Raw genomic sequence first — 12,498 nt, 5'->3', positions numbered from 1 at the left:
CGTGGGAAAGAGATCAAAAAGTGATGGCATTTTTTTGACTTGGAGCAGAGTATCTTACGGACTTTAAAAATCCTTGATAAGTGCGAGGAAAAAAGGGGATTCTCCAAAAGAATTGCAATAGCGTAAACTATCCCACCAATCATTTATATTTGATGCTGGATGATATTCAGCTTCCTGAGTTGGGTCCATAATATAAATCAAATTTTCGTATAAATAACAAAACATTTCTTGTTTGGTTGTCTTGCAAAACCAATTAGCTATTACCCCATTCAACCAATAAAAAAATTCTTTAATATCAATATGTTCAAAAACATCCAAATCCTTACCATGAAGCACTGCCATGTAATCCAATATATCTATACAAGGTACTTGTATCTTATCGATATTTTTAAGCATATTTACAATAACGCTTGCGGCTCTCAGAGAGTAATTTTTGTCAACTCCATAATCTTCTGACATAACTTTTATAAAATCTTTTGTGAAGTCCTCTAGGATTTCATCACGTATATCATGTTTAATATGATTTGAATCCAACATTATTTTCCTTGAAATTTCCAAATAAGGGCTCTTTTAAACGTTTGGTTAAGTAAAGCCAAACTTCAGTTTAAATATTGCAGATTTTCATTATAATCCAATCCTGCCAAACCATGGGTTCCTAGGCTGGGCTGGGCAGAGCAATGCAAAACCCAACTCGCCCAAAACTTAATAACCGTCGGAAGGCCGTAAGGCGCAATTCGTAGGGCGTCAATAGGCGCAGCCGTATTGCGCCGTATGTTGGCCTTAAAGCATTCGGCGCATTACGCTATCGCTAATGCGCCCAAAAAAACTCGTAAACAATAAGCTGCGGATTTGGGGCAGGGGTTCTCCCGTATGCCGCGCCGAGCACCGGAGCTTTCGGCGGGAATAGCCCGAAGGGGTGCGGCAGGGATGCCGCACGTTGACGAAGGGGCAGGAAGCCCCTTTCGTCAACCCCCGGCGAAAGCTTCGGAGCGCAGGGAATAAGCGGCATCCGGGTGGCCTTTTCTTTGGATACTTTCTTTTGGTCAAGCAAAAGAAAGTATCGCGGTTGTCGGTCCGCGAACCGACATTAAATAAACCGTCGCGCTAGCGACACCAAAATCTCCTCACCCCGCCCCTCTCCAGCAAGAGAGGGAGTATTAGCGCCCGATCGCGTAATACTGCAACCCAAACTGCTTAACCAACCTAGGCTCATACATATTCCGCCCATCAAAGATCACCTTGTCTTTCAACAAGCGACCCAAATCGTCGAAATCCGGGCTGCGGAACTGTTTCCATTCGGTGACGATAATCAATGCATCCACGTCGCTTAGAGTGTCCGCCTGCTTGGCGCAGTACACCAATCCGGCTTTATCGCCGTAGATACGGTGCGCTTCTTCCATTGCTTCCGGGTCGTAGGCTCGCACTGTGGCACCGGCATCAATCAAGGCTTCCAGCAACACCCGGCTTGGGGCTTCGCGCATGTCGTCGGTGTTGGGTTTAAACGCCAGGCCCCACAACGCAAAGGTTTTGCCTTTCACGCCGTTTGGATAATGCGTGGAAACTTTCTCGAATAAGCGGTGCTTTTGCCGGTCATTGACGTTTTCCACCGCACTGAGCAATTCGGCTTGATAACCGTAATCGCGCGCGGTGCGTTCCAGGGCTTTCACGTCTTTCGGGAAGCAGGAGCCGCCATAGCCGCAGCCGGGATAAATAAAGCTATAACCGATACGACTGTCGGAGCCTATGCCGTGCCGGACATTTTCAATATCCGCACCCAATCGTTCCGCAAGGTTGGCTAATTCGTTCATGAAACTGATTTTGGTCGCCAGCATGGCGTTGGCGGCGTATTTGGTCAGTTCGGCGGAACGAATGTCCATCGTGATCACCCGCTCGCGGCTACGGTTGAATGGCGCGTAAAGCGCTTTCAACAATTCGGCAGTTCTGGGGTTGTCGGTGCCGATGATGATGCGGTCCGGCTTCATGAAATCGTCCAGCGCCGAACCTTCTTTCAAAAACTCGGGATTGGAGACGACGTCAAACTCCAATTCCTGACTGCGCTCGGACAAAACGTCCTTGATGGCCTGTTTAACTTTGTCAGCGGTGCCGACCGGCACAGTGGATTTATCGACGACGATTTTGTAATCGCTCATGTGTTCGGCGATGCTTTTCGCCACTGCCAACACATATTTCAAGTCGGCCGAACCGTCCTCGTCCGGTGGCGTACCGACGGCGATGAATTGAAACAAGCCAAAATCCACGGCTTCTTTGACGTCGGTGGTAAAGCTCAAGCGGCCGGCGGCGACATTATCCTTGACCATTTCATCCAAACCCGGTTCGTAAATCGGGATGATGCCTTGTTTAAGTTGGTCGATTTTGCGCTGGTCCACATCCATACACAGCACTTGATTGCCCACTTCGGCCAAACAGGCGCCCGTCACCAAACCCACATATCCACTGCCAAACACCGTAATTTTCATCGTTACACCTTGTAAACTAATTGGAAGATCGTTTCTGTTTTAATCGATACAACGCGGAAATATCCTCGTCGCCATAACCCTTGGCCATCAGTTTGGCATAATCCGCCAGCGTGGCGATGGTTAGCGGACAACCTACGCCGGCATGCTGCGCCATATGCTGGGCTATTTTTAAGTCTTTATGATGAAGCGCCAGTTTAAATCCGGGGGGAAATTGGTGTTGCGTCATGGTCTTGCCGCGATGCTGTAAAAACCAGTTACCGGCCGCCCCGCCGCTGACGACCTCGATGACTTTGTCCATCGGCAAACCTTGCGCTTCCGCAAACGCCAAAGCTTCGGTCACCGCTTGGTTAATCCCCGCACACATAATCTGGTTCACTGCCTTGCAGGCTTGCCCGGCACCGACATCGCCCAGGTGTTCGATACGTGCGGTCATGGCCGCCAACACGGGCCGAATCCGCTCCAAGGTTTGCGCACTGCCACCGACCATCATGGCCAACGTGCCTTTGTTGGCGCCTTCCACGCCGCCGGACACTGGCGCATCCAGAAATGCGGCATTCTTCTCCGCAAGTTTTTGCGCCGCGACAATCGCTGTTTCACTGCTGACAGTGGACATATCCACCACCACACTACCAGGGCGAACGGTTTTAGCGACTGCATCCACCACCATCAATACGTCTTTATCCGCCGACACACAGATCAACACGACATCGACTTGACCGGCCAGTTGTTCGATAGTCTCGCAAGCCTGGATTTGCAATTCCGCCGCCAATGCCTCGGCTTTACTAAAGGTCCGATTGTAAACCGCGGTTAAGTAGCCGGCCTTGGCAAGATTACGCGCCATGCCCTGGCCCATTGCCCCCAATCCGATCAAGCCTACCCGCATGTTATATCCCCCGAAATATTGTCTGGACCATTATAGCGTCTTAGTTGGGTACTAACAGACCGCGCGGACGATTACAACGCGCCGTGTTTTTGCAATAACGCGACAACATTTTCCGCCAAAAGCCGATACCCCCTATCATTAGGATGGACCGTATCCGACTTAAGCTCGTTATTTGCCAGAATCTTAGGCAAACTATCCAGATCGCTCGGCACGCCTTCAGATGCAGCCAGCTCTTCATAAATTTTCGCGCTATGTAAAAACACGATCCCAAACGCCGGCACACCGAAGATCACTACCGGGATATTGCGTTGCCTGGCTTCGGCTATCATGGCTTTCAGATTGTCGCGGGTTTGTTCCGCCGCGATTTGTTGCAAAATATCGTTGCCGCCGTGTATCAAAATTAATAGATCGGGCCTGTATTCATCCAGCAATGCCGGTAAGCGCTGCCGGCCTGCACTGCTGATTTCTCCAGGAACACCTTCATTAATGACCTCGCGGCCGGTCAGTTGCGTGAGTATGCTGGGGTAATCATGCTGGGCCGAAGCACCGGTTCCATAAGTCAAGCTATCGCCAAAGGCCAGAATGACGGCGTTATCCGGCAGCTTGCTTAAGGCTGGCTTTGATTTATTACAAGCCATACCACCGAATAGCAATGCCACAACCATCAGAACTATTTTCATGCTCGCCCTCGATCCTTTAAGCGCCTGGGGCGCAGCACCCTTATCTATCCTTCTATCGCCTTAGCTATTTTTCCAGGTAGGTATAAGCATTCAGTCCGGCCAACAGCTCCTGCTCGAAAGCCTGCTTTTGCGCAGCCGTTAATCCGCTGACGCTCAACTTTTGCCGGTAGGCGGTTTTTAACGCTTCGGTATTGATATGCACATAATCCAGCAGTTCGCTGACATCCTCGCCTTCCATGAAATCGCCGAAACGATAGCCTTGCTCGTCCAACTCGACGTTAATCGAATGCGTGTCGCCGAATAGATTGTGCATATCACCCAAAATTTCCTGATACGCGCCGACCATGAAAAAGCCGATCAGATAGTCCTGATCTTCGGTAATGGTATGCAGCGGCATGGTATTGGCGATGTTCTGATGATCGACGTATTGATCGATACGGCCATCCGAATCGCAGGTTAAGTCTTGCAGGACCGCGCGCCGGTTGGGTTGCTGCTGCAGATTATGAATCGGCATGATCGGAAAAATCTGGTCAATGCCCCAAATGTCCGGCATTGATTGAAACAAGGAGAAATTGCAGAACACCTTGTCCGCCAGTTTTTCATCCAGTTCCTGCAAAATTTCCCGGTGATGGTGGTTATCCAGATTCAGCTCGCGCTGAATTTGCTGACACAAACTGACATAGTGCTTTTCGGCTTCGGCCAGATCGGTCAAAGACAAATCGCCTTGCACGAACTGGGCACGGGCTTCAGCCATGTTGAATTGGGCATTGTGATAAGCCTCGGCGATATTTTGCCCGCTAATCGCCACCGCCGTCGCCGCGCCTTGCAGGCTTTCAACTTCGGTAACATTAGTAATCAACACCGCATGATGCGCGGTGATGGCCCGGCCGGATTCGGTGATGATATTGGGCTGCGGCAGACCGTGCTGCTGAGCCACGTCCGCAAAGGCGCGGACGATGTTTTCCGCGTACTCGTTGACGCTGTAGTTGATCGAACATTCCCGTCGCGAACCGCTGCCGTCGTAATCCACGCCCAAACCGCCACCGGCATCGACCGTGGTAATGTTGGCACCCAATTGATGCAATTGCAGGTAAAACTGGCCGGCTTCTTTTAAGGCCAGTTTGATGTCGTGGATATTGGCGATTTGTGAACCCATATGAAAGTGCATCAACTGCAAACAGTGCAGCATGTCCACTTGTTGCAAACGGGCAATCAGTTGCAACACTTCACTGGCGTGCAAACCAAACTTGGATTTCTCGCCGCCGCTGTTCTGCCATTTGCCGGCGCTGATAGTCGATAAACGCACCCGCAAACCGATCAACGGCGTCACCTGTAACTTGGCGGCTTCTTCGATGATCATCTCCAGCTCGGAGGGCTTTTCGATGACGATGAATACCGACAAGCCCATTAACTGGCCCATCAAAGCCATGCGGATATAAGCCCGGTCCTTGTAACCGTTGCAGACGATGGTGCCACCAGGTTTGGCCAATCCCAAAATCGCCAACAATTCCGGTTTGCTGCCAGCTTCCAGGCCGATATGCTCGGCGGCAACAATGCTTTCCACCACATTGCCTTGCTGATTAACCTTGATCGGATAGACCGGCGTGTAATGGCCGCTGTAATGGTTCGCGGCTCTGGCTTGGTCGAAGGCCTGCTGCAGCTGGCGGATGCGGTCGCACAAAATATCGGTAAACCGCACCAGCACCGGGAAGTTCAAGCCCTTGCCCCGCAAGGCCTGGGCAATGTCGAACAGATCGATTTCGGTCGCGCAATCGGCTTGCGGCTTCACGCAGACATGGCCCTGGTCGTTAATTGAAAAATAACCGTTACCCCATTGCTGAATAGCGTAAAGCTGCTTGGATTGTTCAATCGACCAGGGTTGTGTCGGCACGCGCGGTATCCTAACTGTCATAAAGAGGTAGAAATTCTAAAGTATAATGATGAACGTTATATGACTTTTTACAGGACTTTCCCATGCTCGACGATCAATGGTTTAGCGAAGCCCAAGAGCCTTCCGGTTCGGCCTTCTCGTTAAAAATCAAACGCAAACTGCACGAGGAGCAATCCAAATTTCAGTTTCTGGAAATCTACGAAACCGAACAGTTCGGTAATCTAATGGTGATCGACGGCTGCACCATGGTCTCGACTCGGGATAATTTCTTTTATCACGAAATGATCAGCCATCCGGTATTGTTCACCCATCCCAATCCGAAAAATGTATTGATCATCGGTGGCGGCGACTGCGGTACTTTGCGTGAGGTATTGAAACACCCAGGCGTCGAAAAGGCCGTGCAAATCGACATCGACGAGCGCGTCACCCGCTTGGCGGAAATCTATTTTCCGGAGTTGTGCGAATCCAACAACGATCCGCGCGCCGACCTGAAATTCATCGACGGCATCAAATGGGTAAAGGAAGCCGCGCCGAATAGCGTGGACATCATCATCGTCGACAGCACCGATCCTGTCGGCCCTGCTGAGGGCTTGTTCTGCGCCGATTTTTATAAAGATTGTTTCAGAGCGTTGAGTGAGAACGGTATCGTCGTGCAACAAAGCGAATCAGCCCTGCTGCATATGAAAATTCTCAAGGAAATGCGCGATGAAATGAAAGCAGGCGGATTTGCAAACTTCCAAACCGTATTCTTCCCGCAATGCATTTATCCATCCGGCTGGTGGAGCGCGACGATGGCCAGCAAATCCGACTTGTCCGCATTCCGCGAGCAGGACGCAGCCAACAAAGGCTTCGAAACCGTTTATTACAACAGCGACATCCACAAAGCCAGTCTGGCGATGCCGGAGTTTTTCAAAAAAGCCTTCGCTTAACCATTGCTCGAGCCGAAGCCACGCGCTTCGGCTCCGCTGAGCAGTTCTTACCGCGCCACGCTGAACATGGCCTCAAATCGTTTGGCCACATGCTTACATCCCTTGCTAGCCATCCGCCTATCTGCGACACTGGGCTCTGTAGGAGGTTTCTTACAGCGCGCCTGATCGACAAGATAATCTCGCAACTGCCCGAATAACGCCCCAAAAGCATATTTCATTACCCAAGCCAGGAGATGATTAGGACTCGCCCGATGACCACGCCTCCCGACAAAACTCAGTTAATCTTGTCCAACACCTTAATCGGCAAATTATCCGAAAACAGTCGTGACACTTCGGAGCTGGAGCCGTATTTGGTGGTGTTATCCGGTAGCGATCAAGGCAAGCAATACAAATTGCACCATCATCAGCATGTGTTGGGCCGCGAACCGGCCGTGGACATTCTGATTCCCGACCCTAAGGTCTCCCGGCGCCACGGCAGACTTTGGGTACAAAACCAGCATATCCTGCTGGAAGACTTAAACTCCACCAACGGCACTTACGTCAACGGCAAGCGGGTCGCAAAACATAAACTCGAATTACTCGACCGAATCCTGTTGGGCGACACTTACTTAAAAATCGATTACAAACGCGCCAACGAAGCCAAATCCGAACAGGCGCTATACGCGGCGGCGAATCTGGATGCGATGACCAACATTCTGAACCGCAACGCCTTCATGCTGCGCGCGCAACAGGAATTGTCTTTTTGTAAACGCAACGAAACCCGATTAACGGTGATGATGTGCGACGCCGACCATTTCAAGCGCACCAACGACAATTTCGGCCACCTCGCCGGCGATCAGGTCCTTAAAGAACTGGCGAAAATCCTGAATGCGGAAATGCGCCAGGAGGATTTCCTGGCCCGCTACGGCGGCGAAGAATTCATCATGTTGTTGCGTGACATTTCCAGCGATGCCGCAACCACGTTGGCGGAGCGCATCAGACTGACGGTGATGCGGCATGCGTTTCAATACCAAAATCAGCCCATACCGACCACCCTGTCGATTGGCGTCTGCTCGTGCCGGATAATGGCCGACACCTCCCTGGAAGCCATTATTCAAGCAGCCGACGACGCCCTTTACCGCGCCAAGAAAAACGGCCGAAATCGCGTAGAAATCGACGCCCGATAACTTTAGCTTGCCAGCCGGCCAATACAAACACCTGGCTTCATAAGGTATTTGCATTTATCCGCGCCGTGCGTTACTGTCCAACTTCCAGTGTTTTCGGCGTTCTGCTGCTATGCTTAGGCATGCTACGTAGAATTAAATTTGTAACACCACGGGAGTATCTAACATGAATAAAAATAAATTCCTCACCACCTGTTTGCTGTCAGGTGCATTATTGGCCAGCCAAATGGCAAATGCAGACGAAAACCATCCGGGTTATCTGGCAGGTTTCACTTCCAGAGTTAGCCAAGGCTTTGCTAACACCGCCTTCAGTTTTATCGAAATCCCTAAAAACGTGGTCAACATCACTCACGACCAAAACATTCTGCTGGGTTCAAGTTGGGGTCTGCTGCGTGGCGTAGCTCACACCGTCAGCCGCACTGTAATAGGCGTAGCGGAGCTGATTGCCTCGCCGATTCCCACCGATGAATTTATCTCTCCGCCCTACGTCTGGGATCGTTTTAGCGAAGATACCCGTTACTTCGGTCTGCATTACCCCGGCTACTGGACTCATTTCGGCCCGCTGGATCACGGCTATACCGACACGCTGGATCATGGCAAGTAACGCGGACGATACCGCTCGATATTGAGGATAAGATCATGACAAAAAAATACGTATACATCCCGCTTGCCGTTATGGCTCTGTCGCTGGCCGCCTGTTCCACTCCGAAAAAGGATGTGGCCGGGCTCAGCGCTGAGATTGATGCTGCATCCAAAGGTCATTACGGCCAAGCTTTGCTGCATGCTTCAGCGGCTGAACAGGACTTGAAAACCGCCAATCATGTGTTGAAACATTGGCAAAACGATTATTACTGGAACATCGACGAGACTCTGAAAGCGCAAGAGGCGGCAAAATCAGCTGCGGCACACGTTTTGGCCTCGGAAAAAGAGTATTGCCAATGGCTGACCGAAGTCCATTCGCAAAACCACCATCACGTGGAAACCATTCACGAAACCGTGGCCTACTTTAAAACCGGCAGCCATGTGCCGTTTAAAACCAAGGAAGACACCATCAGCCATATCGGTCACTTTTTACACGACCATCCCGATGCGACAGCGACTGTCACTGCTTCCACCGACACAGTGGGCAAACCTGCGGCTAACCAAGCCTTATCGGAAAGAAGGGCTAAATCCGTTACCGAACTGCTGATTAAAAACGGTGCCAGAGCCTCGCAACTGGTCTCCAAAGCTATCGGCGAAGCGGGTGGCCCCGATAACACGGCGGATCAGAATCATCGCGTTGCCGTGGTTATTTCCGCGCATCCTGACTATCTCGACTGCCCTAAATTTAAGTAAGCCCAACCCACCCTGCTCGCGCCAGCGGCAGGGTACTTGGCGGCAGAGATTCAATAACATCGGTTATCGAATCTCTGCCCCACCTTACATCTCGTCTGCCTGCTGTTTCTGCCGATCCGCGCTTTCAAAAATTTGCTTTTCCGCATCCCTGGCCTGATCCATGGGTTGCTTGATTGCATCCGCCAGCGGCTGCGGCACCACTGGCGGATTCGCCTTGTCTGGCGGTGAAGAATCGCAAGCCGGCAAACTGCCAGCTATTAGTAAAAAAATCAAAGCGTTTTTCATGGCTTTACCGAATCGGCGACGTCAAAGGTTAATGACAAAAACTCAATCATTGCGGTGCTCGCGAGGACGGCGCAAAACCTGCTTTATCGCCTGCTCCACCGCCATATCGACAGCACCGGCCATCTCCTGATATTGCTGCTCGCTGACATTAATACCCTTATCGATGGTGTTCCGCACATAACACGGCGGTAATTGGTTCAGCGCCAGACAGGCCACGTCTTCCTGAAACGCTTGACTGAAAGGCTCGTCAGCCTGCTCAGCAAGCTTCCAAAGCCGGTCTATCACCAATCGCTCGTAATAATTACAAATATTCAGCATAAACGCCTCTTAAAAAACATTGGCTACCAATGTTGATAAGCATAGCCCAGAATCCGACTTGGCCGAAGCCATTCGCCACGCTGACAGAGGCCCTGGTTACCCTCATTTTTTACGGCGGGCATAGCTCATTCCGCCCGCAACGCTTCCAGCGGGTTCAATCTAGCGGCCTTGATGGCCGGCGCCACACCGGCCGCAATGCCGATAAATAGGGAAATTGCAAAAGCGGCGACGATGTAATTCCAGGCCAATTGCACCGGTAATGCCGGCACGAAAGCAGCGGCGAGCTTTACCAGTGCCACGCCCAATAAAACGCCGCCGGAACCGCCGACCAGACTCAACAACATCGCTTCGCCGAGAAACAGCTTAAACACCATGCCACGCTCGGCACCAATAGCCCGCAACAAACCAATCTCCGATACCCGTTCCGACACGGCGATGGTCATGATGGTGAGAATACCGACCGAGCCCACCAGTAACGAGATACTACCCAGCGCCGCCACCGCCAAGGTCAATACACTCAATACCGAATCCATTTTTTCCAGCATCTGGTTTTGGGTAACGATCGTAAAATCCTCGGCACCGTGCCGCGCTATCAAGCGGCGTTTGATGGCTTGCTCCACCGTTTCCGCGCTGGTCTCACTGCTGTATAGCAAATCGATTTCCATCAAACTCTGCCGATCAAACATCTCCATGGCCTTGCCGCTGGCAACGAACACCGTATCGTCCAGGTCAAAACCCAACATCTGGCCTTTAGCCTGCATCACCCCAATCACCCGAAATCGGTCGCTGCCGATGCGAATCCGTTGCCCCAGGGGATGGGTATTGCCGAATAATTCCGTGCGCATCTTACTGCCCAACACCGCGAACGCGCGCGGATTATCCAGACCATCGTCGGGTAAAAAGCGGCCGCTATCGACTTTTAATTGCCATACTTGCGGCAATGCGGCACCGACGCCAAACACATTGGCCCGGCGCTGTTTGTTGCCGGCCTCGATCCGAGCATTGCCCTGTACCATGGGCATGGCAGCCAAAACGTGATCCAGATTTTCCAGGCTGGCGGCATCGGCAGTGGATAAAGGCAGCACGGTGCTGATGGTGGCGCCGGACAAGCCAAAGGTGGTGGTTTTCCCGGGATAAACCGCGATCAGATGCGTGCCGAACTGGGTAAATTCCGCCAACACGAAACTATGAATACCGCGGCCTATGGAGGTCAAAATCACCACCGCGGCGATACCAATGATCAGGCCCAGGGCGGTCAACAACGAGCGCTGCTTGTGGCTGCTGATGCTGCGTAACGCCAGTTTGGCTAAATCCAGCCAGTTCATCTTAGCGTCTCGCCAATGCCGCGACCGGGTCGAGTCGCGCCGCCTTGCGGGCCGGCAACACCCCAAAAACCAGCCCCGTCACTAAAGCGACGGCCAAGGCCGACACTCTGGCCCAAATCGGCAGAGCAACCGGAAAATTCGGATACAACCACTGCAAGATCAAAATACCGAACTGACCGAGTACGCTGCCGACCAGCGCGCCGGCCAGCGACAACAAGGCCGCTTCGCATAAAAACCAGCGTTGTAACTGGCCTTGCGTAGCACCCAAGGCTTTCAGCAAACCAATTTCGGCAGTGCGTTGGCTAACGCTGACCAACATCACATTCATCACCAACACCCCAGCCACCGCCAGACTGACCGCGGCAATACCGGCCACTGTAAAAGTCAGCGCGGCGAGGATTTTATCGAAGGTATTCACCACGCTATCCTGGGTAATCACCGTCACATCGTCCTCGCCTTCGTGGCGTAACTTGATGATATTGCGGACCTCGTCGACGGCCTTATACATGGCCGCTTCAGAGTGGGCTTCAATTAAAATCCGAAACAAGGAATGGCTGTCGAACAAGGCTTGCGCGGAAGCCACCGGCACAATGATTAGTTCGTCGAAACCGGTGCCTATCGATTGACCTTCTTTAGCCAGCACGCCGATAACGCGAAAGCGCCGGTCGTTGATGCGCAGCCATTGCCCGACTGCTTGCTGATGCGCAAACAGTTCCTCGCTGATTTTTTTGCCGATCACGCACACCGAGATTTCCTTATCGGCGTCGGCCTCCGGCAGAAACTGGCCTTGGGCCATGGTGAGATGCCGCACGCGCAGCAAGGCATGCGTGGAGCCCATGATATTGGTTTCCCGCTCCAGACCGCCAACCGATACCGGCGCGGAGCCGATACTGACCGGGGCAATCGCCGCGACGTGTTTGCTGCGGAATAAGGCAGCAGCATCATCCAAGGTCAAATCGCGCGGGGTTTCGCCGAACAGGGGTGGGTGGCCGCCAGTGGTTTCGGTGCGGCCGGGCAAGACGATAACCAGATGGGTACCCAACGATTCGAATTCGTGGACCACATAATTGCGAGCGCTGTCGCCCAATGCAGTCAACACATTCACGGCAGCCACGCCTATACTCATCGCCAAAATAATCAGTGCGGCGCGCAGGGGTTGAGTCTGTATGGCTTTGCCGGCCTGAAGAAGTAAGTCTTTACTGAGCATGGCGA

General features: G+C 52.2%; 13 protein-coding genes. 4 read left to right on the top strand and 9 right to left on the bottom strand.

Features of this window, described 5'->3' with window-relative positions:
• Positions 1-63: 63 nt before the first annotated feature.
• From QLH52_RS11570 to speA, 5 genes are all read right to left on the bottom strand, one after another.
• The gene (locus tag QLH52_RS11570; RefSeq protein WP_319961650.1) at positions 64-537 is read right to left on the bottom strand and encodes a hypothetical protein; all 474 of its coding nucleotides are present in this window, start codon (positions 535-537) and stop codon (positions 64-66) included.
• A 620-nt stretch (positions 538-1,157) separates the two neighbouring features.
• Complete coding sequence (locus QLH52_RS11565) at positions 1,158-2,477, bottom strand: UDP-glucose dehydrogenase family protein (protein WP_319961649.1); 1,320 nt, start codon at positions 2,475-2,477, stop codon at positions 1,158-1,160.
• Positions 2,478-2,493: 16 nt separating this feature from the next.
• Positions 2,494-3,360 (bottom strand): NAD(P)-dependent oxidoreductase, encoded by an 867-nt coding sequence (locus QLH52_RS11560; protein WP_319961648.1) that lies wholly within the window; start codon positions 3,358-3,360, stop codon positions 2,494-2,496.
• A gap of 71 nt (positions 3,361-3,431) precedes the next feature.
• Positions 3,432-4,040, bottom strand: coding sequence for a GDSL-type esterase/lipase family protein (locus QLH52_RS11555; protein ID WP_319961647.1), 609 nt, complete (start codon positions 4,038-4,040; stop codon positions 3,432-3,434).
• A gap of 64 nt (positions 4,041-4,104) precedes the next feature.
• The gene (gene speA / locus QLH52_RS11550) at positions 4,105-5,931 is read right to left on the bottom strand and encodes a biosynthetic arginine decarboxylase (RefSeq protein ID WP_482194190.1); all 1,827 of its coding nucleotides are present in this window, start codon (positions 5,929-5,931) and stop codon (positions 4,105-4,107) included.
• A gap of 83 nt (positions 5,932-6,014) precedes the next feature.
• On the opposite strand from speA, the gene speE reads away from it, so the two are divergent.
• The 4 genes from speE to QLH52_RS11530 all read left to right on the top strand — a co-directional run bounded on the left by speE (position 6,015) and on the right by QLH52_RS11530 (position 9,358).
• Complete coding sequence (gene speE, locus QLH52_RS11545; protein ID WP_319961645.1) at positions 6,015-6,860, top strand: polyamine aminopropyltransferase; 846 nt, start codon at positions 6,015-6,017, stop codon at positions 6,858-6,860.
• 251 nt (positions 6,861-7,111) lie between these two features.
• Positions 7,112-8,026: a GGDEF domain-containing protein gene (locus QLH52_RS11540; RefSeq protein WP_319961644.1), complete on the top strand. Its 915-nt coding sequence runs from the start codon at positions 7,112-7,114 to the stop codon at positions 8,024-8,026.
• Between the two features lie 163 nt (positions 8,027-8,189).
• The gene (locus tag QLH52_RS11535; RefSeq protein ID WP_319961643.1) at positions 8,190-8,627 is read left to right on the top strand and encodes an exosortase system-associated protein, TIGR04073 family; all 438 of its coding nucleotides are present in this window, start codon (positions 8,190-8,192) and stop codon (positions 8,625-8,627) included.
• 35 nt (positions 8,628-8,662) lie between these two features.
• Positions 8,663-9,358, top strand: a complete 696-nt coding sequence (locus tag QLH52_RS11530; RefSeq protein ID WP_171697263.1) for an OmpA family protein — start codon at positions 8,663-8,665, stop codon at positions 9,356-9,358.
• A gap of 84 nt (positions 9,359-9,442) precedes the next feature.
• On the opposite strand, the gene QLH52_RS11525 is transcribed toward QLH52_RS11530, so the two are convergent.
• From QLH52_RS11525 to QLH52_RS11510, 4 genes are all read right to left on the bottom strand, one after another.
• A complete protein-coding gene (locus QLH52_RS11525; protein ID WP_319961642.1) occupies positions 9,443-9,643 on the bottom strand; it encodes a hypothetical protein in 201 nt (66 codons plus the stop codon).
• Between the two features lie 42 nt (positions 9,644-9,685).
• The gene (locus QLH52_RS11520; protein WP_319961641.1) at positions 9,686-9,961 is read right to left on the bottom strand and encodes a late competence development ComFB family protein; all 276 of its coding nucleotides are present in this window, start codon (positions 9,959-9,961) and stop codon (positions 9,686-9,688) included.
• 125 nt (positions 9,962-10,086) lie between these two features.
• Positions 10,087-11,286, bottom strand: coding sequence for an ABC transporter permease (locus tag QLH52_RS11515; protein WP_319961640.1), 1,200 nt, complete (start codon positions 11,284-11,286; stop codon positions 10,087-10,089).
• Position 11,287: 1 nt separating this feature from the next.
• A complete protein-coding gene (locus QLH52_RS11510) occupies positions 11,288-12,493 on the bottom strand; it encodes an ABC transporter permease (protein WP_319961639.1) in 1,206 nt (401 codons plus the stop codon).
• Positions 12,494-12,498: the final 5 nt, after the last annotated feature.

The sequence above is a fragment of the Methylomonas defluvii genome, assembly GCF_033949435.1.
Taxonomy (GTDB): Bacteria; Pseudomonadota; Gammaproteobacteria; order Methylococcales; family Methylomonadaceae; genus Methylomonas; species Methylomonas defluvii.
The sequence above is the reverse complement of the archived record's forward strand: the minus strand, read 5'-3'. Positions and strand labels throughout refer to the sequence as shown.

Excerpts from the sequence above, each read along its gene's own strand:
- QLH52_RS11570 (WP_319961650.1), bottom strand. The coding sequence starts at position 537 with ATGTTGGATTCAAATCATATTAAACATGATATACGTGATGAAATCCTA.
- QLH52_RS11565 (WP_319961649.1), bottom strand. The coding sequence starts at position 2,477 with ATGAAAATTACGGTGTTTGGCAGTGGATATGTGGGTTTGGTGACGGGC.
- QLH52_RS11560 (WP_319961648.1), bottom strand. The coding sequence starts at position 3,360 with ATGCGGGTAGGCTTGATCGGATTGGGGGCAATGGGCCAGGGCATGGCG.
- QLH52_RS11555 (WP_319961647.1), bottom strand. The coding sequence starts at position 4,040 with ATGAAAATAGTTCTGATGGTTGTGGCATTGCTATTCGGTGGTATGGCT.
- speE (WP_319961645.1), top strand. The coding sequence starts at position 6,015 with ATGCTCGACGATCAATGGTTTAGCGAAGCCCAAGAGCCTTCCGGTTCG.
- QLH52_RS11540 (WP_319961644.1), top strand. The coding sequence starts at position 7,112 with ATGACCACGCCTCCCGACAAAACTCAGTTAATCTTGTCCAACACCTTA.
- QLH52_RS11535 (WP_319961643.1), top strand. The coding sequence starts at position 8,190 with ATGAATAAAAATAAATTCCTCACCACCTGTTTGCTGTCAGGTGCATTA.
- QLH52_RS11530 (WP_171697263.1), top strand. The coding sequence starts at position 8,663 with ATGACAAAAAAATACGTATACATCCCGCTTGCCGTTATGGCTCTGTCG.
- QLH52_RS11525 (WP_319961642.1), bottom strand. The coding sequence starts at position 9,643 with ATGAAAAACGCTTTGATTTTTTTACTAATAGCTGGCAGTTTGCCGGCT.
- QLH52_RS11520 (WP_319961641.1), bottom strand. The coding sequence starts at position 9,961 with ATGCTGAATATTTGTAATTATTACGAGCGATTGGTGATAGACCGGCTT.
- QLH52_RS11515 (WP_319961640.1), bottom strand. The coding sequence starts at position 11,286 with ATGAACTGGCTGGATTTAGCCAAACTGGCGTTACGCAGCATCAGCAGC.
- QLH52_RS11510 (WP_319961639.1), bottom strand. The coding sequence starts at position 12,493 with ATGCTCAGTAAAGACTTACTTCTTCAGGCCGGCAAAGCCATACAGACT.